This window comes from Collimonas fungivorans (genome assembly GCF_028292705.1).
GTDB lineage: Bacteria > Pseudomonadota > Gammaproteobacteria > Burkholderiales > Burkholderiaceae_D > Collimonas > Collimonas fungivorans_B.
This window is the reverse complement of sequence record NZ_JAQGLV010000276.1, coordinates 1-22,552: the sequence shown is the minus strand read 5'-3', so window position 1 is coordinate 22,552 and position 22,552 is coordinate 1. Positions and strand designations below refer to the sequence as shown.

At 59.1% G+C, this 22,552-nt stretch carries 17 protein-coding genes; 4 read left to right on the top strand and 13 right to left on the bottom strand.

Going from position 1 to position 22,552, the window contains the following annotated elements; translation table 11 throughout:
• Together JWQ61_RS15500 and JWQ61_RS15495 are read right to left on the bottom strand one after the other, a co-directional pair.
• The coding region (locus JWQ61_RS15500; protein ID WP_304361317.1) for an SPFH domain-containing protein at window positions 1-703 on the bottom strand (703 nt) is incomplete at its 3' end.
• A 63-nt stretch (window positions 704-766) separates the two neighbouring features.
• A complete protein-coding gene (locus JWQ61_RS15495; RefSeq protein ID WP_304361316.1) occupies window positions 767-1,219 on the bottom strand; it encodes an NfeD family protein in 453 nt (150 codons plus the stop codon).
• A gap of 194 nt (window positions 1,220-1,413) precedes the next feature.
• Here JWQ61_RS15495 and JWQ61_RS15490 point away from each other — a divergent pair, with 194 nt between their 5' ends.
• The 3 genes from JWQ61_RS15490 to JWQ61_RS15480 all read left to right on the top strand — a co-directional run bounded on the left by JWQ61_RS15490 (window position 1,414) and on the right by JWQ61_RS15480 (window position 3,891).
• A complete protein-coding gene (locus JWQ61_RS15490) occupies window positions 1,414-3,165 on the top strand; it encodes a tetratricopeptide repeat protein (protein ID WP_304361315.1) in 1,752 nt (583 codons plus the stop codon).
• A 110-nt stretch (window positions 3,166-3,275) separates the two neighbouring features.
• Window positions 3,276-3,632 carry a type II toxin-antitoxin system RelE/ParE family toxin gene (locus JWQ61_RS15485; protein ID WP_369684903.1) on the top strand — a complete coding sequence of 119 codons (357 nt, stop codon included), beginning with the start codon at window positions 3,276-3,278 and terminating at the stop codon, window positions 3,630-3,632.
• Window positions 3,580-3,891 (top strand): addiction module antidote protein, encoded by a 312-nt coding sequence (locus tag JWQ61_RS15480; RefSeq protein ID WP_304361314.1) that lies wholly within the window; start codon window positions 3,580-3,582, stop codon window positions 3,889-3,891. The genes JWQ61_RS15485 and JWQ61_RS15480 overlap by 53 nt, the downstream gene beginning before the upstream one ends.
• 79 nt (window positions 3,892-3,970) lie before the next feature.
• On the opposite strand, the gene ppsA is transcribed toward JWQ61_RS15480, so the two are convergent.
• On the bottom strand, window positions 3,971-6,328 hold the full coding sequence (gene ppsA / locus JWQ61_RS15475) for a phosphoenolpyruvate synthase (protein ID WP_304361318.1): 2,358 nt from the start codon (window positions 6,326-6,328) through the stop codon (window positions 3,971-3,973).
• 330 nt (window positions 6,329-6,658) lie between these two features.
• Between ppsA and JWQ61_RS15470 the strand changes: the two genes are divergently transcribed.
• Window positions 6,659-7,507, top strand: a complete 849-nt coding sequence (locus JWQ61_RS15470; protein WP_120237811.1) for a pyruvate, water dikinase regulatory protein — start codon at window positions 6,659-6,661, stop codon at window positions 7,505-7,507.
• Between the two features lie 80 nt (window positions 7,508-7,587).
• Here JWQ61_RS15470 and JWQ61_RS15465 read toward each other — a convergent pair whose 3' ends face one another.
• The 10 genes from JWQ61_RS15465 to bamA form a co-directional block, all read right to left on the bottom strand.
• Window positions 7,588-10,368, bottom strand: coding sequence for an Ig-like domain-containing protein (locus JWQ61_RS15465; RefSeq protein ID WP_304361313.1), 2,781 nt, complete (start codon window positions 10,366-10,368; stop codon window positions 7,588-7,590).
• A gap of 401 nt (window positions 10,369-10,769) precedes the next feature.
• A complete protein-coding gene (locus JWQ61_RS15460) occupies window positions 10,770-15,332 on the bottom strand; it encodes an Ig-like domain-containing protein (RefSeq protein WP_304361312.1) in 4,563 nt (1,520 codons plus the stop codon).
• A 366-nt stretch (window positions 15,333-15,698) separates the two neighbouring features.
• Complete coding sequence (locus JWQ61_RS15455; RefSeq protein WP_304361311.1) at window positions 15,699-16,481, bottom strand: RNA methyltransferase; 783 nt, start codon at window positions 16,479-16,481, stop codon at window positions 15,699-15,701.
• The gene (rnhB, locus tag JWQ61_RS15450; RefSeq protein WP_304361310.1) at window positions 16,481-17,107 is read right to left on the bottom strand and encodes a ribonuclease HII; all 627 of its coding nucleotides are present in this window, start codon (window positions 17,105-17,107) and stop codon (window positions 16,481-16,483) included. Before rnhB ends, JWQ61_RS15455 begins: the two co-directional genes overlap by 1 nt.
• Before the next feature lie 29 nt (window positions 17,108-17,136).
• Window positions 17,137-18,327: a lipid-A-disaccharide synthase gene (gene lpxB / locus JWQ61_RS15445; protein WP_120236596.1), complete on the bottom strand. Its 1,191-nt coding sequence runs from the start codon at window positions 18,325-18,327 to the stop codon at window positions 17,137-17,139.
• Between the two features lie 2 nt (window positions 18,328-18,329).
• Window positions 18,330-19,118, bottom strand: coding sequence for an acyl-ACP--UDP-N-acetylglucosamine O-acyltransferase (gene lpxA / locus JWQ61_RS15440; RefSeq protein WP_304361309.1), 789 nt, complete (start codon window positions 19,116-19,118; stop codon window positions 18,330-18,332).
• Between the two features lie 4 nt (window positions 19,119-19,122).
• Window positions 19,123-19,629: a 3-hydroxyacyl-ACP dehydratase FabZ gene (fabZ, locus tag JWQ61_RS15435; protein WP_050808497.1), complete on the bottom strand. Its 507-nt coding sequence runs from the start codon at window positions 19,627-19,629 to the stop codon at window positions 19,123-19,125.
• Window positions 19,622-20,689 (bottom strand): UDP-3-O-(3-hydroxymyristoyl)glucosamine N-acyltransferase, encoded by a 1,068-nt coding sequence (gene lpxD / locus JWQ61_RS15430; protein ID WP_304361308.1) that lies wholly within the window; start codon window positions 20,687-20,689, stop codon window positions 19,622-19,624. The genes fabZ and lpxD overlap by 8 nt, the downstream gene beginning before the upstream one ends.
• Window positions 20,690-20,721: 32 nt before the next feature.
• Window positions 20,722-21,246: an OmpH family outer membrane protein gene (locus tag JWQ61_RS15425; RefSeq protein WP_041741427.1), complete on the bottom strand. Its 525-nt coding sequence runs from the start codon at window positions 21,244-21,246 to the stop codon at window positions 20,722-20,724.
• A 95-nt stretch (window positions 21,247-21,341) separates the two neighbouring features.
• The coding region (gene bamA, locus JWQ61_RS15420) for an outer membrane protein assembly factor BamA (RefSeq protein ID WP_304361307.1) at window positions 21,342-22,552 on the bottom strand (1,211 nt) is incomplete at its 5' end.

Sequence of the window (22,552 nt, the reverse complement as noted above, 5' to 3'; positions counted from 1 at the left end):
CGGCAATCGACAGGATCGCCGCAGCCTGGCCCTGGGCGCGGTTGATGGAGGCCTGCTTCTCGCCTTCAGACTTGGCGATCGACGCTTCGCGCTCACCGGTCGCGATATTGATCTGCTCCTGCTTGCGACCTTCCGAGGCGGCGATCAGCGCCCGCTTCTCACGTTCGGCGGTAATCTGCGCCTGCATCGCATGCAAGATCTCCTTTGGCGGCGTCAGGTCCTTGATTTCATAACGCAGCACCTTAACGCCCCAGTTGGCGGCCGATTCGTCAATCGCGTTAACGATCGTGGTGTTGATGTGATCGCGCTCTTCGAAGGTCTTGTCCAGTTCCATCTTGCCGATCACCGAACGCAAGGTGGTCTGCGCCAGCTGCGTGATCGCGGCAATGTAGTTGGACGAACCGTAAGAAGCGCGCATCGGGTCGGTAATCTGGAAATACAGGATGCCGTCCACCTGCAATTGCGTGTTGTCGCGGGTGATGCAAACCTGCGGCGGCACGTCCAGCGGGATTTCCTTCAGGATGTGCTTGTAGGCGACGCGGTCGATGAACGGCACCACGATGCTCAGCCCCGGCCCCAGGGTTGCATGGTACTTGCCCAGGCGTTCCACCACCCACGCATGCTGCTGCGGCACCACTTTGATGGTTTTGGCGATAAAGATGATGACTACCACCAGCAGGACTAACGAGACGCTTTCGAACATGATTTTTTTCCTTATGAATTGAAACAGAGTCATTCGCCGCACAACGGCGAAAGCCGAGGCCGATCAGTACTGGCCCGGGCTGTTGCCGACAATCAGCCGGCTGCCGCGGATTTCCTGAATAAAAAACAGCCCCCCGACCGCATTTGCCGTCGGCGCTAGTTCGACATCCCACATCGCGCCGCGATACTTCACGCGCGCCGTATAACCGGCCGCACCGGCATCCTGCTGCCATTGTTCGACCGTGATCGATTGCCCGATGTCGAGATTGACATTCGGATCGCGCTCAGCTTGGACCTTGGTGCGGCGGCCGAATTTGCTCCGCCGCAAAAGGTAAGTGGCAACCAGGGCCACCACGGCGGCAACCAGCAATTGCCATTCCACGCCCCACCCTATCAGCGCGGCGACGCCACCGATGGCCAGTCCAATCGCCACCATCAATAAATACAAGGTAGTAGTGAACAGTTCCATCACCACCAGCAAACCAGCCGCCAACATCCACATCACCCATCCGGCCATATGACCCTCTCCGTTATGTAGGACACACAGTGTAATCCATCTGACAACTGAAGTTACAATAACTCACACCGGATTTCGTTCGCGCCGCCAAAGCTGATGACCCGCCGATCCGGTGCTATGCTCCCCTTTCCATGAATTGCGGTTGGCCCAAGCCGCTCTCAACCAGTCACACAAGAATACAAAATGAGCACGAAATGAGCACGATTCATCTTATCCAGCAAGCATACAAGGATTTCCAGAACGGAAATACCGCCCATGCCGAACGCTCGCTCAAGGATATCCTGACGAGCCAGCCGAAAAACTTCGACGCCCTGCATATCCTCGGCGTCATCTGCGCCGCCACCGGCCAGCGCAGCGAAGCGGTGCAGCTGTTCGGGCAAGCGCTGGCGCTGGACGACAAGAATGTCTCGCTGTACTACAAACTGGCCCGGGTGCAGTTTGAATCGGGCCAGTTCGAAGCCGCCCTGCGCGCTTATGAAAAAATCATTACCTTGGGTTACGTCAAACCCGAGATCCTGCTAGCTAAGGCCGTGACCCTGCTCAGCCTGCAGCGCCGCCAGGAAGCGCTGGACTGCATCGAACAGACGCTGGCCGCATGGCCCGACTACGCCGACGGCTGGGCGCACAAGGGGGCCCTGCTGTACCAGTTGCAGCATCATGAAGAGGCGCTGACGCATTTCGACCGCGCGCTGGCGCTGCAGCCGGCCATGGCCGACGGCTGGTATAAAAAGAGCCTGACGCTGGACAAGCTGGAGCGTTATGCCGATGCCCTTGCCAGCCTCGACCGCGCCATCGCGCTGGCGCCGAAAACCGCCGCCTACTGGCTGGACCGTGCGGTCATCCTGCACAAGCTGGAACGCTATGCCGAATCCCTGAGCGACAATGAAACCGGCCTGGCGCTGGCGCCCGGCAACGCCGAAGCCTGGGGCGACCACGGCCTGACCCTGAGCCGCATGAACCGCCATCAGCAAGCGCTCGACAGCTACCAGCGCGCCATCGGCCTGCAGGCCGGCTATGCGGATGCGTTGTCGAATCAGTCGTTGTCGCAGCTGGTGCTGGGGCAGTTCGAGGCCGGCTGGCAAAGCTACGAATACCGATGGAAGAAAGGCAATGCGGATTTTCCGCGCCATACTGAAATTCCATTGTGGCTGGGCCAGCAAGCCATCGGCGGCAAGCGTATCCTGCTATGGTCGGAACAGGGCCTGGGCGACACTATCCAGTTTTGCCGCTACGCCATCCTGGTCGCAGCGCTGGGAGCCGAGGTAGTGCTGGAGGTCGCCCCTGCGCTGAAAGCCATCGCCCAGACCATGGGAAATTTCCAGGTGATCGCCATAGGCGAAGAATTCGCGCCGGTCGACTGTCAGACGCCATTAATGAGCCTGCCGCTGGTGTTCAAGACCGAGCTGGCGACCATCCCGGCCCCGCCCTTTTATTTCACGGCCGATGCGGGGAAAAAAGAAAGCTGGAGAAAACGCCAGGATTTCACCGGCGGCAAACTGAAAATCGGCCTGGTCGGCTCAGGCAACGCAGGCAATACTAACGATCACAGGCGCTCCATGCCGCTGCAGGAATTTGCGCCGCTGCTGCAACTGGATGGCGTGGATTTTTTCCTGGTGCAGAAGGAAATCAGGGTTTCGGATCACGCCTATGTGCAGCAAACGCCAAAGCTGCGGCTGGTCTCCCATGACATTGCCGGTTTCGACGACACTGCAGCAATCATCGCCAATCTCGACCTGGTCATCAGCGTCGATACCTCAGTCGCCCACCTGAGCGGCGCCCTCGGAGTCCCGGTATGGATCCTGCTGCCTTGGGTGCCGGACTGGCGCTGGCTGCTGGATCGCGAGGATAGTCCCTGGTATCCGAGTGCTAGGCTATTCAGGCAGGAACAAGCCGGAGACTGGCGTGGCGTCATAGTGCGCGTGGTCAGTGCTCTGAACAAGGTCTAAGCACCTGTCTTAAAATCGAATTCAAATAAAGTAACTATTTGACAATTAAAAAGATTCGCGAGAAAGTGAGATTTTCCTTGACTTAAGTATCCGATTGGATACACTCAAACATGTTAGAGATTTCGCTCTCGGATATCTTTAAGGATTGGCTTCGTGATCTGCATGATGCTCAAGGGAAGGCCAAAATTCTGACCCGCATTAGATCAGCCAGCTATGGCAATCTTGGAGACGTTGAACCAGTCGGCGAAGGCGTTAGCGAACTACGCATTCATTGCGGCCCGGGGTACCGAATCTATTTCACCAGGCGCGGCAAAGCGCTGATTGATATTACTGCTGGTGGGTGGCGACAAGTCCTCGCAAAAGAAAGACATCAAGCTTGCCAAACAAATGGCGAGATCGTTGAAGGAATAAAACATGAAACAAACATTCTCCGCGTTCGACGCTGCAGAGTTTCTGGACAACGATGAAGTCATCGCGGCTTACCTCACCGAAGCATTGACAGACAATAATCCCGACGTATTTATCGCGGCGCTAGGCGACGTCGCAAAAGCCCGCGGCATGTCGCAAATTGCAAAGGATGCCAGACTTGGTCGCGAGAGCCTGTATAAAGCACTCGCGCCCGGCGCAAAACCACGCTTTGAAACCATCGCCAAACTGATTAATTCGCTCGGCGTCAGAATCGCTATTTTACCCAGCGCTCATTCAGAAGGCGCCACATTGCCATAAGGCGGAAAACTCGTCGCACATAAAAAATCCTCCTTGCCTAAATACAAGCGAGGAGGATTTTTATACGCTTACTTAACGTTTATTGTGCGGCTGCCAGCTTCTGCCAGGTATCAATCACCGAATCAGGATTCAGCGAAATCGATTCAATCCCTTGTTTCATCAGCCACTCGGCAAAATCAGGATGGTCCGATGGGCCCTGGCCGCAGATGCCGACGTACTTGCCCTTGGCCAGGCAAGTCGCAATGACCTTCTCCAGCAAAGCCAGGATCGCCGGATCGCGTTCGTCGAAATCGGCTGCCAGCAATTCCATGCCGGAATCACGGTCCAGGCCCAGGGTCAGCTGGGTCAGGTCGTTGGAGCCGATCGAGAAGCCGTCGAAATAATCCAGGAACTGGTCGGCCAGGATGGCGTTCGACGGCACTTCGCACATCATGATCACGCGCAAATCGTTTTCGCCGCGCACCAGGCCGTTCTTGCCCAGCAGGCCGATGACTTTCTCAGCCTGGCCCAGAGTCCGCACGAAAGGCACCATGATCTCGACATTGGTCAAGCCCATGTCGTTGCGCACGCGCTTCATCGCCTGGCATTCCATTTCGAATGCTTCGGCAAAGTCGGCCGCCAGATAACGGGCAGCACCGCGGAAACCAAGCATCGGGTTTTCTTCATCCGGCTCGTAGCGCGAACCGCCGATCAGCTTCTTGTACTCGTTCGACTTGAAGTCGGACAGGCGCACGATGACTTTTTTCGGCCAGAACGCGGCGGCGATGGTGGCGATCCCTTCGGCCAGCTTGTCGACGTAGAAAGCCTTGGGCGAAGCATGGCCGCGCGCTACCGACTCCACTGCCTTCTTCAGGTCGGCGTCGATGTTCGGGTATTCCAGGATCGCACGCGGATGCACGCCGATGTTGTTGTTGATGATGAATTCCAGCCGCGCCAGGCCGACGCCGCCGTTCGGGATCGACTGGAAGTCGAACGCCAGCTGCGGATTGCCGACGTTCATCATGATCTTCAACGGCAGCTCAGGCAGTTCGCCGCGCGCCACTTCGGTGACTTCGGTTTCCAGCAGGCCGTCGTAGATCTTGCCTTCGTCGCCTTCGGCGCAGGAGACGGTAACCAGGGTGCCGTCTTTCAGCACATCGGTGGCGTCGCCGCAGCCGACTACGGCCGGCACGCCCAGTTCACGCGCAATGATCGCGGCGTGACAGGTACGGCCGCCACGGTTGGTGACGATCGCCGAAGCGCGCTTCATCACCGGTTCCCAGTTAGGATCGGTCATGTCGGCCACCAGCACGTCGCCTGGCTGCACTCTTTCCATTTCGGAAGCGTCATGGATCACACGCACGCGGCCGGCGCCGATCTTCTGGCCGATGGCGCGGCCGTGGGTCAGCACGTTGCCGATGCCCTTGAGTTTGAAACGCTGCTGGGCGTCAGTCGATTTTTCCTGCGACTTCACGGTTTCCGGACGCGCTTGCAAGATGTACAGCTTGCCGTCGCGGCCGTCCTTGCCCCATTCGATATCCATCGGACGCTCATAGTGCTTCTCGATGATGGTGGCGTATTTGGCCAGTTCGACGATTTCGCTGTCGTTCAGCGAATAGCGGTTGCGCAGCTCGATAGGCACGTCGACGGTCTTGACCGACAGGCCGGCCTTGGCTTCGCCGGTGAATTCCATCTTGATCAGCTTGGAGCCGATGTTGCGGCGGATGATAGGCAGCTTGCCCTGTTCCAGCATCGGCTTGTGCACGTAGAACTCGTCGGGATTGACAGCGCCCTGCACCACGGTTTCGCCCAGGCCGTAGCTGGAAGTGATGAACACCACATCCTTGAAGCCCGATTCGGTATCCAGGGTGAACATGACGCCAGCGGCGCCGACATCGGAGCGGACCATGCGCTGGACGCCGGCCGACAACGCCACTTCGGCGTGGGTAAAACCCTTGTGCACGCGATAAGAGATGGCGCGGTCGTTATACAGCGAGGCGAACACATGCTTCATGGCTTCCAGCACGTTTTCAATGCCGACCACGTTGAGGAAGGTTTCCTGCTGGCCGGCGAACGACGCGTCCGGCAGATCTTCCGCCGTGGCGGAAGAACGCACGGCAAACGACATCTCGCTGGAAGAGTCCTCGACCAGGCGTTTGTAGAAGGCGTGGATTTCCTGTTCCAGGCGCGGCTGGAACGGTGTCTCCACGATCCATTGGCGGATCTCGGCGCCGGCTTGCGCCAGGGCCCGCACGTCTTCGATGTTCAAGGTCGCCAGACGCTCGGCGATGCGGTCGGCCAAGGCCGGGCCGCCATCCGTGCTGTGCGACAGGAAATCGCGGAATGCCTGCGCCGTGGTGGCAAAACCGCCCGGCACCCGTACTCCGGCGCCGGCCAGCTGGCTGATCATTTCACCCAGCGATGCGTTCTTGCCGCCGACGGAATCGACATCCGTCATCCGCAGATTTTCAAAGGAGATGACGTAAGCCGCCCCCTGGGTAGCACCCATCTGTATTGCATTGGACATAACAACCTCTAGTTTGATGATAAGAAATCTTCACAATTGCCTTCGCCGCCCTTGGCTTTTTGTTATTCTTCGTCAGGTAGCTTAAATATTCGGTTGGCTGCCATTTTATGCCAATTTAGCGTTCACAGGCGCACATGGCAGTATGCAACGGCCTGTAAGCTAGAGTCGGTACTCGGTTAAAAGTTTCGGCGGCGCCGCGGCACTTGCGCTGCTCTTGGCAGTGCCTTGCTTTTTATTTTTTACTTTATTTTCGACAACATTATGCTAGATGCCGCTCCCGCCCCGCTGGTCCCAGCCAATCGCACCGTATTCTTCGTTTCCGACGGCACCGGCATCACCGCCGAGACCTTCGGCCATTCGGTGCTGACCCAGTTCGAGCTACGCTTCAAGCAAGTGCGCCTGCCGTTCATCGATACTTTGGACAAAGCCTACGACGCCACCCGCAAGATCAACGAGGCATGCGTGGCGGACGGCAAGCTGCCGATCGTGTTTTCGACGCTGGTCAAAGCCGACCTGTCGAAAGTGATCCAGCAAGCCAAGGCCATGCACATGGACCTGTTCCAGACTTTTGTCGAACCGCTGGAACGGGAGCTGGGCGTGAAGTCCACCCACACCATCGGCCGCACCCACAACACAGCCAATACCGACGAATACAAGAACCGGATCGAAGCGATCAACTTTTCGCTGGCGCATGACGACGGCCAGTCGCACAAGAACCTGGCCGACGCCGATGTCATCCTGGTCGGTGTATCGCGCTCAGGCAAGACCCCGACCAGCCTGTACCTGGCCATGCAGTTCGGCGTCAAGGCCGCCAACTACCCGTTGATTCCGGAAGATTTCGAACGCGACAAGCTGCCTAGCGGCCTGTTGCCGTACAAGCAAAAGATTTTCGGACTGACCATCGCCGCCGACCGCCTGTCGGAAATCCGCAACGAGCGGCGTCCGGGCAGCAAATATGCAGCGCTGGCGAATTGCCGTTATGAAGTGAACGAAGCGGAAAAAATCATGCGGCGCGAAGGGATACGCTGGATGTCGTCGACCACCAAGTCGATTGAGGAAATCGCGGCGACGATCCTGCAGGATATCAAGCCGGATATACGGACATTCTAGAAGAGTTGGCTGCGGGCGATTGCCTGCTTTAACGGCGACAAGCGCACTGGCTGCCAGAACCAGTGCGCTTGATTTCTGCTTTACGCCATTGCTGCGTGCAGCTCTTCATGCGGCAATACTAGCGCCGAACTGGAAGATGCAACCTCATGCACCGCTGCCCCGCTGTCATGCATCGCCACGGTTTCCGCTGCAAACGCGTGAGAGTCGATATCCAGCGCGACGGGTTCAGCGCCGCCATCCGCATGACGGGCAGCGAACAACTCATTGCCACCCGAGGTCAACACATCGTTAAGCGAGAGGCCTTGGACTGGCAGCGCGGTTTCAACATGAATCACGAAGTCGCCGCTGCTGTACCCATCAGCTGTCTCCACAGTAAGATGATGTTCACCTTGGCTCAACGCATGTTCTGGCGTGAACTGCCAATAACCGCTGCTATCGGTCTGAGCAGAACCCAGCAGCTGCTGCGCGTTGTCATAGATATTCACCAGTGAATCAACTTCCACCGATGCTCCCAGCAATGTCGGCAACGCATCGTCTGTAGTGCTGCCGCCAGCCAGATCGCCCTGCCGGGCGCCGACATCGTCAACAAAATAGGCAATCGACGGCGTATTGACATTGAGCACGAAAGGCTCGCTGCTAACGCCATTGGCAATTTCAGCCGTGAAGCTATGCATGCCGTCGCTCAAGGATTTTTCCAAGGGAAGCTCCCATTTGCCGAGACTGTCAGACTGAGCGGAACCCAGCACATGATGCTCACTGTCGTAGACCGTCACCAGGGTGCCGGCCTCCACTGTCCTTCCGGACAAAGTAGGATTCGTATCCCGCGTGCTGAGGCCGTTGTCCACCAGGTTGCGAGAATAATCTCCGCCTGAGTCGTCTATCGCATAGCTGATAGACAAAGTGTTGACGTTGATGAGAAACGGCTCGCTGCTCAAGCCCTCATGCGAGACAGCAATGATGCTGTGGCTGCCGTCACCAAGCGCATTGTCTGTGGTGAAGGCCCAGCTGCCGTGACTATCGGCCTGCGCGGAACCGATCAAGTCCGCGCCATCATAGAAATTAACCAGCGTATTGGCGTCAGCCAAACCCCGCAAGGTTGGATGCCTGTCGTCGGTAGGTGCACCGTCATTAAATACAGTATCTTGTACCGAACCAAAATTATCCACCATGTCGCCAATGCGTGGCGGCGTGGACGTGTCTACGAATGGCTCTACCTGGAAGCTGAAAGGCCGACTGCTCACACCGTCCGCCGAGACAGCAACGATGTCATGAGCGCCGTCGCCAAGCGCATTTTCCGGAGTCAAAGTCCAGCGACCCTGCCCGTTGACCTGCGCAGAACCGATCAAGGTCGCGCCGTCGTACAGGCTGACCAGCGTATTGGCGCCGGCATAGCCCTGGAAAGTCGGACGGTTGTCGTCGGTATACCCGCCTCCGCCGAATTTAAGGCCCTGCTCGGCACCCACATTGTCCAGCATGTTGTCGATGCCTGGCGGCGTGGCTACAAAAGCCAAATCTGTCACTTGCTCTGCCGACGACATGGCGGCCGGAGTGTACTCTGCCTCGACATTCAGCACGAACGGCTCGGACACCAAGGCGCCGTCAACCGTCTTCACCGTGAGGGAATGTTCTCCCGCGCCAAGGTGCGCAGAATCAAGGCTCCAGGTACCGTCGTTGCCGACCTGTACCGAACCGCCGATGACAGGCTTGTCGCCATCGTACAGGTTGACCGTCATGCCTGGCACGCCATGGCCGTGCAGCAACGGCTGTATGTCATCAATCGTATTGCCGATGGCGCCGGAATCGATGCTGAGCCGGATCGGTTCGCCCGGCACAGCCGACACATTTAACACGACGCCGTCAGAGATCATGCCTTCATTGACCGCCGTAACGACATATACGCCGTCGGCAAGCGGCTGCTTGACCGTCAGGCTCCAGTCACCGTTCGCATCCACTACCACAGTAGGGCCGAGGAGGCCGCCGTGATCGCTGGTCTGGAACCGCAGTCCAACCTCTGTTCCCGGCACGCCATGGCCGGAAATGGTCGGCTGGCTGTCGTCCGTGCTGATGCCGCTGGCAATCGGACCGACTATCCCGCCGACGTCGTCCGTCACCAGATCGATGGTCGGCTTCGGCACTTCAGCCAGGTTCTGCAGGTTCAGCACGAATGGCTCGGACTGGTTGAACAGTCCGATCGAGACCGTGAATACGTGTTCGCCCTGACTCAACGGCAGCACAGGTGTCAGACTCCAGCTACCGTCCGGCGCCACGAATGCCGTACTGTCGCTGACGCCGTCGATCCGCAACGTAATGAGCTCCCCAGGGACGCCGCCGCGACCGCTGAAGACAGGCCTGGCATCACTGGTGACAGCGCCGTTGCCGAGGATGACGCCGGAACCGCTGGTATCGTCCACGACCGAGTCGATCACCAGGCGGGTCGGGGCCGCGGCTGGCGTTTCGCTTTGCAGGACCGCAGGTTCCGCCACGGCGCGCTGGACGATCTCCGCTTCGCTGTTGCTGTTCATCCGAAACTCCACCTGGTTCGCCAACGCGGCGGGATCGTAGATTGGCAACGGCGCGCCAAGTTCGGCGCGAACCTGCGGCTCTGGGCGGATCTCCGCAATCGGGCTGACCGGGGAGCTGGCTGCACTGGCGGCAGTGTCAATCACCGGCATTGGCCCCGAACCATGGGTCGCGCCCAGAAGCGGCGAGGCTGTCTCTTGAGGAACAGCGCCATCTGCAATTGCATGCGCCTCGGCGACAATGTCCGCCATCGCAAATCCTGTCGTTTCGGCCAGCACTGTCGCATGGCCAAATTCGCTGGTGTGACTGCGCACACCCGATTTTCTTTCATTGGGTTTCATAAAATCTCACTGTTCTTCAAGGTCAAACTAAAGAAATGATGTCAACCGCAAGGCTGGCACCTGGAATTTTCTTTGCCGCAACCGACGGATACAAAGTCCTGCATTGCCATGGCGGCACGGCAATCGTTTTTCTCATTCTCAAAAACAAGGCCGGGCGTCGAAGCAAATCATGTAAATATCAATATAACAACAATATGCATCTAAGTACGGTGAAAAAATGAATTATTAGTATTTACTTATTAGATGGGATCAAACACCGAGCGATCGTGGAGGCCGCCACGGGAAATCAAAAAAAGCAGACGGCGCCCGATCCACCGGACACCGACTGCTTAGCTGCTATCAGATGAATCAGCAGCGGCATCCATTGCAGATGCCTCCACCGATCCCTTGCTGCAAAGCGCTTATGCCGCCAGCAGTTCGTCCGTCAGTGCCGCCGTATGCACGGGAGCACTGGCGCCACCGCTGGTTTCGACAAATTGCGGCACATCCACGCCGCTGCCAAAAGTCGCCATGTCCACCGGATGGGCCGAATCGGTCGCCGCGTGAATCTCCGGCTGGCCGCCAAACAGTTCTGCCGCCGGCTGCAACAGGTCATGCACCGACAATGCCAGGCCGCGGTGTGCAGCCGCATCGGCCTGCACATCGTTGGATGCAAATGCATCCATATGCAGGATCAATGCATCCGGCACTTGTCCGTCGCCGGCCGCAGTCAGCACATGCTCGCCGTTTTTGAGCGTTTCATGCAATTCCGGCTGATGGGCCGGATTACCGTTCGCATCGGCTTTCACTGCTTCCGCCGCTGGCTGGCTGTCGTGGATGGCAGCCGCTGCCGCATCCGATTCGCCTGCCATGCCGCCAACATGGTCGACCGCTGGCGCCGGTGTACTGGAATCCTCGTTCACATAGAAAGTGAATACGTCAAAACCTACTACGCCGGACCCAACTACAGTGAAGTTATGTTCGCCATTGCTTAACTTGTCAGCCACGGTGAACGACCAATTGCCTTCCGCATCAGGATTGGCAATCCCAAGAAGAACACTCGAGCCGTTGACATCGGGAGTGTCATAAATGTACAAATCAGCAAACGGTTCGCCATGACCGTGCAATGTCGGCCTTGCATCATCCGTAGTGGAGCCCCACGCAATGTCGCCGGTTTCATGGCCGACATGGTCAGTCACCGAATCGATCGCAGGCCTGGCCGAGGTAGGCGGCCCCACCTGCAGCACGAACGGGTCGGAACTCACGCCGCCGTCGGCGATCGTGAAGCTATGTTCGCCCATCGCCAGCTTGCTGACGTCGAATGCCCAGGCGCCGTCAGCGTTCACGTCAGCACTGCCCAGCACGGCGCCGTGGTCATATACGGTGACCTGGCTCAGCGGTGCAGCATGGCCATGCAAGGTCGGCGTCTGATCGTCGGTGATGCCGCCGTTGCTAACGTTGGCAGTTGCCCCGTAGTTGTCGTAGGCTGAATCGATGCCCAGCGAATTGGGCAAGGCTTCCGGAGCGCTCACGTGCAGGGTGAACGCATCCGAGCTTGTCCCGCTGCCGTCCACCACCGTGAAGGCGTGGCTGCCCGACGGCAAAGGCGGCTTGACGGTGTAGGACCAATCGCCGTTGCGGTCTGCGGACGCTTCGCCGATCTGGATGCCGTTGTCGTACAGCTTGACCAGGGTCGACGGCTGCGCATGGCCGCGCAGCAGAGGCGTCGTATCGTCGGTGCTGCCGCCGTTGCCGACGGTGCTGTTGCCGTGGAAGTTATCCAGGGCAAAATTGATTTCCGGCTGGGTTGAATAAGGCTCGCCGACATGCACCACAAAAGGCGCTGAAGGAAAGTCGTCGCCCGCCACCGCCACGGTGAAACTGTGCTCACCCTGCTGCAGCATGAACGGAATGCCAAACCACCAGCTGCCTTCCGCATCGGCTGTCACATCGGCAATCCGGATGCCATTGTCATACAGGGTAAAGCGTGTATTCGGCTCTGCATGGCCGTACAGCGTCGGCGTCACGTCGTCGGTAGTGCCGCCGTTGCCGATGTTGCCCTTATTGGCGCCAAAATTGTCGCTGATCGAATCGATCACCGGATCCGTCGGCACGGACGCCAGGGAGTCCACACCTGCAGCTGCAGGTGTGGCTTCCGTGACATGCAGCACAAACGGATCGGAAAATATCACGCCATCCGTGGATGCGGTAATCGAGTGATCTCCGGGAGCCAGGTTGATGCTTTGGTATTGGTCGATCAGCTCAAATGTCCAGCTGCCGTCCGCCCCTACTGAACTGCTGCCGATGTTTATTCCATTGTCGTAGAACACGATAACAGGGGCATCGGGTTCGGCATGGCCATGGAATACCGGCTGATAGTCGTCCGTGGTGCCGCCGTTGAGGATCACGCCGGTCGCGCCGACATCGTCAATCGCCGATTCGATCACCGGCTTTGGCGTCTCGGGAACGTTATCCAGGATCAGCGCAAATGGTTCCGATGTCAGGCCTTCGCCATTCACTGTGAACAGATGCTCACCCGGCGCCAGCGGCTTGATGACGTTCAGGGTCCAGCTGCCTTCCGGGTCCACCAATGCGGCGCCGACACGGGTGTTGCCGTCGTAGAGGAACACGTAGGTATCAGGCTGGCCGTGGCCATGGAAAGTTGGCCGTGCATCGTCGGTGGTGCCGCCGTTGGCGACGTCGCCAACCGTGCCGATATTGTCAAACACAGATTCAATCACCGGTTTGGCCGAATCAGGAGCGGTCACGGTCAGCGCGAACGGTTCGGACGTCACGCCCGCGCCGCGCACTGTGAACTCGTGCTGGCCAATCGCAAGCAGGCCCTCAGGAGACAAGCTCCAGCTGCCGTCCGCATTTACCTGGCCCCGGCCCACCTGTGTATCGCCCTCAAAGAGGAAAACCTGGGTGCCCGGTTCGCCATGGCCGCGGAAACTCGGATTGCTATCGTCCGTGGCGCCGCCGTTGGAAATCACGCCGCTCACGCCGAAATCGTCATACACCGAATCAATCACCAGCCTGGCTGCCTCATGGGTCTGCACGTTCAGAACAAACGGCTCAGACACCACGCCCTCGCCGCCGCGCACGGTAAACGCATGCTCACCGGTAGTCAGCAAGCCGTTGGGAGACAGGCTCCAGCTACCGTCTGCATTTACCCGACCTCGGCCCACCAGCGTATCGCCCTCATAGAGAAAAACCTGGGTGCCCGGTTCACCATGGCCGCGAAAACTCGGGTGGGTATCATCCGTAGTACCGCCGCTGGAAATCACGCCGCTGACGCCGACAGCGTCATACACCGAATCAATCACCAGCTTGGCAACTTCAGGAATCTGCACGTTCAGCACAAACGGTTCAGACGCCACGCCGCTGTTGCCACGCACGGTGAACTCATGCGCACCGCTCGTCAGCAAGCCGTCAGGAGACAGGCTCCAGCTGCCGTCAGCATTTACCCGGCCCCGGCCCACGATCGCATTGCCCTCATAGAGGAAAACCTGGGTGCCCGGTTCACCATGGCCGCGGAAACTCGGATAGGTATCGTCCGTGGTGCCGCCGCTGGAAATCGCACCGCTCGCGCCGACATCGTCGTAGGCTGATTCAATCACCAGCTTGGCGACCTCGGGAATCTGCACGTTAAGGACAAACGGCTCAGACGCCACGCCGCTGTTGCCACGCACGGTGAATTCATGTTCGCCGGCTGCCAGGAAACTGTCAGGAGACAGGCTCCAGCTGCCGTCAGCATTTACCCGGCCCCGGCCCACGATCGCATTGCCCTCATAGAGGAAAACCTGGGTGCCCGGCTCGCCATGGCCGCGGAAACTCGGATAGGTATCGTCCGTGGTCCCGCCGCTGGAAATCACACCGCTTACGCCGATGTCGTCATACACCGAATCGATCGTCAGCTTGGCTACCGCAGGAGCCTCGATGGTCAACAAGTATGGTTCGGATTTCACGGCTTCGTTACCGGTATTGGCGATCGTCAATACGTGTTCGCCCGGAGCCAGGGGTACGCTGGTGAGGCTCCAGCCGCCTTCCGGATTGGACCAGACTGCGCCAATGCGGACGTTATTGTCGAACAGGACGATTAGCGTATTCGGTTCGCCGTGGCCGCTGAAGGTTGGCTGATTGTCATCGGTGGCGCCGCCATTGGCGATCACACCGGTCGCGCCGACATCGTCAAACGCCGCGTCGATCACCGGCTTGGCCATCTCGACCATCCCTACTGTCAGCGCGAAAGGCTCGGACGCTATGCCATTCTGGACCACTTTCAATACGTGCTCGCCCGCTGCAAGCGGTTTGGCGAAATCGAAGGTCCAGTTGCCATCCTGCCCGATGAAAGCGCCATCAATCAGAACATTATTGTCATAGATCAGAACCTGGCCGCCCGCTTCGCCATGGCCACGCAGCGTCGGCGTCGCATCGTCGGTAGTTCCGCCGTTGGCGATTTCACCGGCTGCGCCGAAGTTGTCCGACACCGTCTCGATCACCGGCCTGGAAGATTCAGGAATTTCTATGTTCAATGCAAACGGCTCGGAGGTCTCGCCGGCGGCGTTAACCACCGTCAATACGTGCTCGCCCGTGTTGAGGGCGTCGGCGGCAGGCACATTGAGTTTCCAGTTGCCACGGTTATCCACATACGCACTGCCCAGAAGTTTGCCGTTATCGTAAATATCGACATCGGTACCGGGTGCGCCCCGGCCCCAGATTGTGGGACGGACATCGTCGATGGTGGCGCCGTTGCCGACGTCGCCCGTTGCGTGGCCGGCCTTGTCGGTGGCGCGTTCAATTGACGGCGCCGCCATCACGCCGACTGCCTGGCCTGCAAGCGATGCAGGAGCCTCTTGCGGAGCAACGCCGGCATGCACTTCACCGGCGGCGGCAAGCGACTGCGTTGCTTCCGCCAGCAGGGCTGCATTGCCAAGGTCGTTCAGTTGATCCGGGGCGCCAATATTCTTTTCATTCGTATTCATAAAGCCTCACCATTCATTAAATTAGCCAAGGGCAAAGATGTCCGTCATGTTCAAATATAGATATCGAAGCATCGTATAAATATATATATGACAACATCTTTGATGTAGTCGCCCGACGGCAAAAAAACTTACAGAAAAAATAATAAATATTATTATTTTAATATTACATTTATTAACAGGATTCAGGCCTGGCTGCCAGCGCGATTTGTTCGCCGGCGGTCACGGAATTGGGTACGCAAGGGGACAAACGCGCGCAATCCCGGGCACGAAATAGTCTACGCGGGTGTGCTGCCTGGAGGATCGTAGGAAAAAAGCGATTACGCCGGTAATTTTTACCGGCGGCAGCGAGGACTGCGGGGAATGAGATCAGCTGGCTTGACGGAGCTGTTCAAAAAAACATACTGCCGCTGCTGCGGCAACATTCAAGGATTCCATCTGGCCGCGATGCGGAATCACGACTTGCAGGCTGGCCAGTTGCAACAGGTCTTCCGCAACGCCCTGGCCTTCGTGGCCGAACAGCCAGGCCAGCGATGCGCTCAAGTCAGCCTGGTAAATGCTTTGCGTCGCATAGGAGCTGGTGGCAAGCACCGGCACCTGCGCCGTCGCCATCAATGCAGCCAGGTCGACGCCTTCGAAAATGTCCAGGATGAAATGGGCGCCCATCCCTGCCCGCAGGACTTTGGGCGACCACGCCGATGCGCTGCCTTCCGAACAATAGATCTGCCTGATGCCGGCCGCTGCCGCGCTACGCAAGATAGAGCCGAGGTTGCCTGGATCCTGCAGATTGTCGAGCAGTACGGCCGACTGTGTCAGCGCTGCCGGCATCGCCGCTTGCGGCGTTTCAATCACGAACAGCAGGCCGACGCCGTGTTCAACCTGGCTCAGCGCCTGGTACTGGCCGTCAGGCAGCACCACGCATTGCACGGCATCGGCCTGACAGCGGCGGATCACCGCGGCGGCTTCGGCATGCGTCAGCGCGCTTTCGCTGGCGACGCACTGCATCGGCCGGCCGCCATGCTGCAGATACGCTTCGGTCAGGTGGATCCCGTCCAGCAAGGTGCGGCCGGCCTTGCGTCGCGCCTGGGCGCTGGTGGCCAGCTGCTTGAGTTCCTTGTACAAAGGATTGGCGGACGAGGTGATGCTTTTCATTACGCTGCTCCGCCGGGAATGATCGCCAGCAAGGCCCGCACCGGCGCATAAGACTTGCGGTGCACCGGCGACACACCATGCAGGCGCAGCCGTTCCATATGCAATGCGGTCGGATAACCTTTATGCTGGTCGAACGCGTAGTGCGGATATTGTTCATGCAGTACCTGCAGCGCGGCGTCGCGCGCGGTCTTGGCGAGAATCGAGGCCGCCGAAATGGCTTGCACCTTGTCGTCGCCCTTGATGATCGCTTCAGAGCGGATGCTGAGCTGCGGGCAGCGGTTGCCGTCGATCAGCGCCAGCGTCGGCAGCATGGACAGCCCTTCCACCGCGCGCCGCATCGCCAGCATGGTCGCCTGCAAAATATTCAGCGTATCGATCTCGGCCTCGGAGCATTCGGCGATGGCCCAGGCCAGCGCATTGGCCTTGATCTGTCCGGCCAGCAGTTCGCGCCGTTCGGCAGTCAGTTTCTTCGAATCGCGCAAGCCGCTGATCGGCCGCGCCGGATCGAGTATCACGGCCGCGGCAAACACCGGGCCGGCCAAGGGGCCGCGGCCGGCTTCGTCGACGCCGCAGATGGTTTCGCCATCGTAGGTAAAAAGAGAGAAATTGGGATCGGATAAGGTCACGGCATTCAGTACAAAATAGGTGCGCCGGATCAGGCCGGCGATGCGCGTCGAGGTTGCCGACGGTTCTGCTCAATCACTTGCAATACAGCTTGCGCGCTTTCGTTGGCGGTGTCACGCAGCAAAGCGTGATGCATGTCGGTAAACCGCTGCCGCAGCATTTCCTGGCGCGCCGGATCTTCCAGCTGCGCCCAGAGCGCATCAGCCAGCGCTTGCGGCGTCGCGTTGTGCTGCAGCAGCTCCGGCACCAGGAATTCACGCGCCAGGATATTCGGCAGGCCTATCCACGGCTGATAACTCATGTGGCGCAGGATTTCCCAGGTGGCGCGCATCATCTTGTAAGCGATCACCATGGGTTTCTTGTAGAGCGCGACTTCCAGCGATGCAGTGCCGGAAGCAACCAGCACCGCATCGGCCGCCGCCATCGCCGTGTGCGATTGCCCGTCCAGCAGCTGGATAGGCAAGTCCTGCAAGCCGGCCTGGCTGACCAGCTCGCTGAAAAACCTGCTTTGTTTCTCGCCCGCCATGGGCGCGATGAAGCGCATGCCGGGATCGCGCTGCGCCAGTATCCTGGCCGCTTGCACAAAAGCTATCGTGTTGTGCTTGAGCTCACCCATGCGGCTGCCGGGCATGATCGCTACCACCCGGCCGTCGGCAGGTAAACCGAGCGCGCTGCGCGCCGCGGCGACATCCGGCACCATCGGGATCACCTGCGCCAGCGGATGGCCGACGTAGGTCACCGGGATGCCGGCCTTGCGGTAAATTTCTTCTTCGAACGGAAAGATGACCAGCATGTGCGAAGCCGCGCGCGCGATCTTCTTGATGCGGCCGCCGCGCCAGGCCCAGATCGAGGGGCCGATGAAATGCACGGTGGGAATGCCGGCCTGGCGCAGCTGGGCTTCCAGGCCAAAGTTGAAATCAGGAGCGTCGACGCCGATGAACACATCCGGCTTGTCCGCCAGCAGGCGATCGCGCAGCGCAATCTGGATGCCCTTGAGTTCGCGGTAGTGGGCAAGCACTTCGAACAGGCCATTGACCGACAGTTTTTCCATCGGCCAGTCGCTGACAAAACCGTACTCCGCCATCCTGGCACCGCCGATGCCGTACATGCGCGCCTGCGGCAGGTGCGGCCGCAGTCCGGACAACAGGCGGCTGGCCAGCAAATCGCCGGAGCTTTCCCCGGCGACCATGGCGATTGCTGTGCTGGAGTCGGTATCCGCCATGTTCAGCGGATGATGCCGCGCGCGGAACCGGCGATGAAATCGCGCATCAGCTTCAGGTATTCGGCAGAAGCAGGAGCCTTGAGCTCTTCCTGCGCCAGCGCCGCCAAGGCATCTTCCAGCGCCAGGCCGGAACGGTAAATGATGCGGTAGGCACGCTTGATCGTCATGATCTGCTCGCTGCTGAAACCACGCCGCCGCAAACCTTCGCTATTGATGCCGGCAGGTTCGGCGCGGTTGCCGGCGGCGGTCACGAACGGCGGGATGTCCTGGCTGACGGCAGCGGTGAACGCTGTCATCGCATGGGCGCCGATACGGCAGAACTGGTGCACGGTGGTAAAACCGCCGAGCAGCACCCAGTCGCCTATATGGACGTGGCCGGCCAGCGTCGCGTTATTGGCGATCGTGGTATTGCTGCCGATCTGGCAATCGTGCGCTACGTGGACATAGGCCATGACCCAGTTGTCGTCGCCGATGCGGGTGACGCCGCCATCCTGCACGGTGCCCAGGTTCAGAGTGACGAATTCGCGAATGGTGTTGCGGTCGCCGATTTCCAGCCGGGTCGGCTCGCCTGCGTATTTCTTGTCTTGCGGCACAGCGCCTATCGAGCCGAACTGGAAAATCGAATTGTCGCGTCCGATCGTGGTGTGCCCCTCGATCACAGCATGCGGCCCGATCTTGCTGCCGGCGCCGATCGCCACGTGCGGGCCGATCACCGTATAGGCGCCGACTTCCACGGAACTGTCGAGGGCCGCCTTGGGATCGATGACGGCCGTAGGGTGAATGCGCGTCATGGGATCACTCTGACGGGCTGGCATCCACCACCACTGTCGCAGCAGCGCCGGGGCTGACCGCGGTGCGCATGGTGCACATGAATTCGGCTTCTACCGCCAGTTCGCCGTCGACGCTGGCGACCGCCTTGTATTTCCAGATGCCGCGCACGACGCGCACGATCTCGACTTCCAGCTTGATCTGGTCGCCAGGTTCGACCGGACGGCGGAAACGCGCCTTGTCGATGCCGAGGAAATACACCACGGTGTTTTCGTCCGGCTTGCGCCCTTCGGTCAGGAACGACAACAGCGCGGCGGTCTGCGCCAAGGCCTCGATGGTCAGGACGCCAGGCATCACCGGCTTGTTGGGGAAATGGCCGTTGAAAAATTCTTCATTGATAGTGACATTCTTGATCGCCGTGATCGACTTGCCACTTTCCCAATTCAATACGCGATCAACCAGCAACAGCGGATAACGGTGCGGCAGGTAGGTTTTGATCTGATTGATATCTAGCGTTTGGTTTGGACTATTCATTATCTTTTTCGGTAAGCTGTTGCGATAACTGTTTAATGGATTTTTCCAGAGCCCGGATTTTCTCACGCATTGTGTTCAGATTGCGCACCAAAGCAGCAGATTTTTCCCAGTCGCCGTGTTTGGCGATCGGGTAAAAACCGGTGTATTGGCCTGGCTCGGAAATCGAGCGCAGTGCCAGCGTGCCCGCTGACACATGCACATGATCGACGATGGTAATGTGGCCATGGATCATCGCCGCCCCGCCGATCGAGCAATATTTGCCGATCCTGGCGCTGCCGGCAATCCCGGCGCAGGCTGCAATCGCAGTATGCGCGCCGATATGGCAGTTATGGGCGATCTGGATCTGGTTGTCCAGCTTGACCCCTTCTTCAATCACTGTATCGGCCAAGGCGCCACGGTCGATGGTGGTGTTGGCGCCGATTTCGACGTCGTCGCCGATCAGCACCCGCCCGGTCTGGGGAATCTTGACCCAGGCCCCGCCATCGTTGGCAAAACCGAAGCCGTCGGCGCCGATCACCACACCTGAATGGATGATGGCGCGCTGGCCGACCTGGCAAGCGTCATAAATCGTGACGTTGGGATGCAGATAACTTCCCTCCCCTATCGCGACGCCGCGGCCGATCACGCATCCGGCCCCGACCTGGACCTTGTCGCCGATCGAAGCGCCGGCGCCGACTACTGCATTGGCGCCGATATAGGCAGTCGCTGCGACCTGGGCAGCGGGATCGACAGTAGCCGCGGGGTGGATGCCGGGAATGACAGGGATGGCGTTCCTGGCAGCAAAAAACTGCGCCGCCCGCGCAAAATATGCATAAGGATTGGCGGCGACAATCCGTGCGCCATGGTAACCGGCGCCGACCACGGCATCGTCCGCCGCGGACAGGATAATGGCGGCCGCCTGCGTTTGCGCTGCCTGGGGCCGAAACTTGGGATTGGACAAGAAGGTGATCTGTGATGCGCTGGCGTCGCTCAGCGGCGCAATGCCGGTTACCTGGGTATCCGCATCACCGATCAGTTGGCCACCCAAGCTTTCGACCAGTTCTTTTAGCCGAATGGTCATAGTGGCCCTAATGAACTGAACTTAGAATGAATTTACTTATTGAGGATTTTCAATACTTTATCGGTGATGTCGATGCGCGGGCTGACATACACCCCGCCCTCCTGGAACACCATATCGTATTTCTCGGCTTCGGCAATCTGCTTGATCGCCTTGGTCGAGCGCTCCAGCACGATCGCCAGCTCTTCGTTGCGGCGCTGGTTCAGGTCTTCGCGAAACTCACGCTGCTTGCGCTGGAAATCCTTGTCGAGGTCGCTCAACTCGCGCTGGCGCTTGATCCGCTCGGTTTCCGAAATCACGGCCGAATCCTTGTCCAGCTTGTCTGCCATGCCTTTCAGGCGGGTCGCCTGGTCTTGCAGGTCCTTGTCGCGCTTGGAAAATTCGGCTTCGATCTTGGATTGGGCCGCCTTGGCCGGGGTCGCCTCGCGCAAGATGCGCTCGCTGCTGACGAAGGCGATTTTCGAACCTTCATCAGCGCGCGCCGGGGCCGCCGACAATAAGCATACCGCCAGCAACCCGGCGGTTGGCAATGATGTAAAGGTTTTAATTAGAGATTTCAACACTATTCTCCGCAATTCAAATGATGCAACTTGTGCATTATGCCACTCTTGCCAGAATCTGCAATTGTGCACCATTCATTGTTTGATGCATCACACTAGAAACCGGTACCCAGCTGGAACTGGAAGGATTGCTGCTTGTCGGTAGGTTTCGCGTTCAGCGGCTTGCCGTAGCTGATTTTCAGCGGACCGATAGGCGACACCCAGCTCAAACCGATGCCGGTAGAATAACGCAACTCGCTCAACTGCATCGGCGCCTTGTCGGCATACACCTGGCCGCCGTCGAGGAAGGTGAACCAGCGCAGGGTACGGTCGCTGCCCGAGCCCGGGAACGGGAATTGCGCTTCCAGGTTGCCGAACACCCGCGAGGCGCCGCCCATCGAATCGCCGTACTGGTCGACGTTGGTGCCGACGCCCAGGGTCGAGCCTTCAAAACCGCGCACGGTGCCGATACCGCCGGCATAGTAGTTCTTGAACACAGGGAACGGCTTGCCGCCGATGCCGCGGCCATAATCGATTTCGCCGTTCATGGCCAGGGTCACGGCATTGCTGAACAGAGGCTGGAAGTACTGGTGCTGGTAGCTTGCGCGGTAGTAGCGCAAGGTGCCTACTGCGGAAACTTCAAGGCTGGCGCGCTGGTAGCGGCCTTTGGTCGGCACCAGGGCGCTGTCGCGGCTGTCGCGCTGCCATGCAGCCGTCAGCGGGAAGCTGTTGGTGGTTGCCGTCGCCGGGTTCTGCAGCACGTTATAACCGAGGCCGCTGTCGACCAGCTTGCCGCTGCCGAAGTCCGAGACATACTGCTGGTACAGCAGCGGGCTGGAAGCGTCGGCCGAGACGCTGGTGTTTTCCACGCCGATGCCGAAGAACACTGTATCCAGTTCCGAGAACGGCACGCCGAACTTGATATCGCTACCGATGGTCCGCACCTTGTAGTCGCCGGTGGTGTACTGCGATGGACGCACGGTACGGTAGTACACGTCGTAGGTGCGGCTGATGCCGTCATCGGTAAAGTAAGGATTGGTCTGGGACAGCGCAATCACCCGCGAGTAGCTGCTGGTGTTGACGTCGAGCCCGATGGTGTTGCCGCTGCCGAAAGCATTCTGCTGCTGGATCGAACCGGACAGGCTCAATTTATCCTGCTGCGAAAAGCCGGCGCCGACCTGGATGTTGCCGGTCGGTTTCTCAGTGACCGCCATGTTGATGTCGACCTGGTCGGAAGTGTTCGGCACTTCCGGCGTTTCGATGCCGACGTCCTTGAAGTAGCCCAGACGGTCAACCCGGTCGCGCGACAGCTTGATCTTCGAACCGT

Excerpts from the sequence above, each read along its gene's own strand:
- JWQ61_RS15495 (WP_304361316.1), bottom strand. The coding sequence starts at position 1,219 with ATGGCCGGATGGGTGATGTGGATGTTGGCGGCTGGTTTGCTGGTGGTG.
- JWQ61_RS15490 (WP_304361315.1), top strand. The coding sequence starts at position 1,414 with ATGAGCACGATTCATCTTATCCAGCAAGCATACAAGGATTTCCAGAAC.
- JWQ61_RS15485 (WP_369684903.1), top strand. The coding sequence starts at position 3,276 with ATGTTAGAGATTTCGCTCTCGGATATCTTTAAGGATTGGCTTCGTGAT.
- JWQ61_RS15480 (WP_304361314.1), top strand. The coding sequence starts at position 3,580 with ATGAAACAAACATTCTCCGCGTTCGACGCTGCAGAGTTTCTGGACAAC.
- ppsA (WP_304361318.1), bottom strand. The coding sequence starts at position 6,328 with ATGACGGATGTCGATTCCGTCGGCGGCAAGAACGCATCGCTGGGTGAA.
- JWQ61_RS15470 (WP_120237811.1), top strand. The coding sequence starts at position 6,659 with ATGCTAGATGCCGCTCCCGCCCCGCTGGTCCCAGCCAATCGCACCGTA.
- JWQ61_RS15465 (WP_304361313.1), bottom strand. The coding sequence starts at position 10,368 with ATGAAACCCAATGAAAGAAAATCGGGTGTGCGCAGTCACACCAGCGAA.
- JWQ61_RS15460 (WP_304361312.1), bottom strand. The coding sequence starts at position 15,332 with ATGAATACGAATGAAAAGAATATTGGCGCCCCGGATCAACTGAACGAC.
- JWQ61_RS15455 (WP_304361311.1), bottom strand. The coding sequence starts at position 16,481 with ATGAAAAGCATCACCTCGTCCGCCAATCCTTTGTACAAGGAACTCAAG.
- lpxB (WP_120236596.1), bottom strand. The coding sequence starts at position 18,327 with ATGGCGGATACCGACTCCAGCACAGCAATCGCCATGGTCGCCGGGGAA.
- lpxA (WP_304361309.1), bottom strand. The coding sequence starts at position 19,118 with ATGACGCGCATTCACCCTACGGCCGTCATCGATCCCAAGGCGGCCCTC.
- fabZ (WP_050808497.1), bottom strand. The coding sequence starts at position 19,629 with ATGAATAGTCCAAACCAAACGCTAGATATCAATCAGATCAAAACCTAC.
- lpxD (WP_304361308.1), bottom strand. The coding sequence starts at position 20,689 with ATGACCATTCGGCTAAAAGAACTGGTCGAAAGCTTGGGTGGCCAACTG.